The 2,681-nt window shown below is 73.5% G+C and carries 2 protein-coding genes; both read right to left on the bottom strand.

The features are described from left to right. Positions 1-2,187 (bottom strand): nitrate reductase (locus AB0G02_RS34520; protein WP_360802899.1); only part of this gene is annotated, 2,187 nt, incomplete at its 3' end. A gap of 76 nt (positions 2,188-2,263) precedes the next feature. After that, on the bottom strand, positions 2,264-2,681 hold a 418-nt coding region (locus AB0G02_RS34515), incomplete at its 5' end, for an ANTAR domain-containing protein (RefSeq protein ID WP_360802896.1).

Raw genomic sequence — 2,681 nt, 5'->3', positions numbered from 1 at the left:
CGGCAGGAACACCACCCCGTCCCGCCCCCGACCGACGCGCGCGGGAGCCTCCACGCGGCCTCGCGGAGACTCCACCCGCACCAGGTCGCCCTCCGCGATCCCGAGGTCGGCGGCGTCGGCGGCGGACAGCTCCACCCACGGCTCCGGCGCGGCCCGGCGCAACTTCCGCGAGCGACCGGTCTTCGTGCGGGTGTGGAAGTGGTACACCGTGCGCCCGGTCGTGCACAGCAACGGGTAGTCGTCGTCCGGCTGCTCCGGCGGCGGGGTGTACTCGGCGGCCTTGAGGAACGCCCGGCCGTCGGGGCGTTGCGCCTTGTACTGCTCGGGCGAGGTGCTGCCGCCGGTGAGCAGGTCGTGGCCGTAGTCCTCGCAGACGTCCGGGTGGGTGGGGAACACGCCGTCGGCGTAGAGCCGGTCGCAGCCGTCGGGGTGCTCGTCGTCGCACGGCCACGGGATGCCGCTGCCGCCGCGCAGCTTGTCGTAGGACAGGCCGGTGTAGTCGCACAGCCTGCCGCGGCTGCACTCCTTCCACGCCTCGAACGCCCCCTCCGGGTCCGACCAGCCGATCAGCGGGTTGCCGTCCCGGTCGCGGAAGTCCATCCGCCGGGCGTAGTCCAGGAAGATGTCGAGGTCGGGACGGGCCTCGCCGGGCGGTGCGACGGCCCGCTCCGACAGGTGCACGGTGCGGTTGACGTTGGTGAAGGTGCCCTGCTTCTCACCCCACATCGCGGCCGGCAGCACGACGTCGGCGTACTCGGCGGTCTCGGTGCGGAACCCGTCCTGCACCACGACGAACAGCTCCTCCTTGGCGAGGACGTCGCGGATGCGCGGCAGTTCCGGCAGCGACACCGCCGGGTTGGTCGCGGAGATCCACAGGAACCGGATCGAGCCCTGCTCGGCGTAGCGCCAGATCTGCATGGCGTGGGTGGGCGGCGCCCAGTGCGGGATCGTCAGCGGGTCGACGTTCCACAGCCGCGCCAGCTGCTCGACGTGCTCGGGGTTGTCCCAGTTGCGGAACCCCGGCAGGTCGCCGTTCGCGCCGCACTCGCGGGTGTTCTGCGCGGTGGGCTGCCCGTTCATCTGGAGGATGCCGCAGCCGGGCCTGCCGATCAGCCCGCGCAGCAGGTGCAGGTTGTTGACCTGGCAGGACGCCGCGGTGGCCTGGTGGGACTGGTAGAAGCCCTGCAGCACCGTGGACAGGACGCGGTCGGAGGTGCCGAAGATCCGCGCCGCGCGGCGCAGGTCGTCCGGGTCGATCCGGCAGATGCCGGCGACGTGCTCCGGGGTGCAGGTCCGCACGGTGGCGGCGAGCTCGTCGTAGCCGAGGGTGTGGGCGGCGACGTAGTCGTGGTCCACCCAGTCGTTGGCGATCAGCTCGTGGAGCAGGCCGTTCATCAACGCCTGGTTCGTGCCCGGCAGCGGCGCGAGGTGCACTCCCCCGGACTCCAGCGCCGCCTCGGCCACCTTCGTGCGGCGCGGGTCGACCACGACGACCGCGGGCCGGTCCGGGCCGTGCAGCCGGTCCAGCACCCGCGACCACAGCACGGTCTGCGTCTCGGCCATGTTGTGCCCGAACAGGAACAGCGCGTCGCACGAGTCGATGTCGGTGTAGCTGCCGGGCTGGCCGTCGGAGCCGAAGCTCTCCTTCATCGCCGCCGCGGCCGTCGCCGTGCACAGCCGGGTGTTGCCGTCCATGTGCGGCGTGCCGAGCCCGGCCTTGCCGATCACGCCGAGCGTGTAGTACTCCTCCAGGAACAGCTGGCCGCTGGTGTAGAAGCCGTGCGACAGCGGCCCGACCTCGTCCAGCAGCTCGCGCGAGCGCCGCACGACCAGGTCCATGGCGGTGTCCCAGTCGCTCTCGACCAGCTCTCCGCCGCGCCGCACCAGGGGGCGGGTCAGCCGGTCCGGGCCGTTCCACTGCCACGAGCCGTACAGGCCCTTGGGTCCGAGCCGCCCGTGGTTGACGACGTCACCGGCGCGGCCCCGCACGCCGACCACCCGGCCGTCCTTGACCGCGACGTCGCAGCCGCAGCCGTTGCTGCACAGCACGCACGCCGACTGCACCCACCGGTCCACGTCGGCCTCGGCCACACCCGGCTCCAGGTGCAGGTCCACCCGGACCGGCCAGGACCCGTCCCGCCCGAACGGCGTGCGAGTACCCCAGATGTCCGCGATGCGGTCCGCCATCCGTTCCTCCGTCGAGCCGGCACGTCTCGCGTCACGGCTACCCACCGGGCCGCCGGCCAACCGCGCCGAGGGCGGATCAGTCCGCCAGGTGGTGCAGCGGCAGCCGCCGGGCCAGGACGTCCCGCGCGAGGTCGAGCACCGACCTGCCGGTGGCGAACGCCAGCGCCCGCAGCCGGGCGGACGCGTCCTCCAGGTCGATCCGCAGCTGCGCGGCCAGCATCCCGGTGGCGATGTCGACGTCCTGGTAGGAGACCTCCGCGCGCGGCACCGTGCCGCCCCGGGCCTCGCTGTGGTCGAGCAGGGCGAGGATCGTCAGGTCGGCGAGGACGGCGGCGTCGGCCGCCGCTTCGGGCGACAACCCACCGGGACGGCGGCCGTAGAGGTCCAGCGTGCCGAGCCGGACGCCGCCGACCCGCAACGGGAAGGCGGACACCGCCGCGAGCCCCTCGTCCGCGCCCGCCTCCGCGAACCCCGGCCACCGGGCGCGCTCCGCG

The organism is Actinosynnema sp. NPDC023658 (genome assembly GCF_040639995.1).
Lineage (GTDB): Bacteria > Actinomycetota > Actinomycetes > Mycobacteriales > Pseudonocardiaceae > Actinosynnema.
This window is presented reverse-complemented; position numbering and strand designations above follow the sequence as displayed.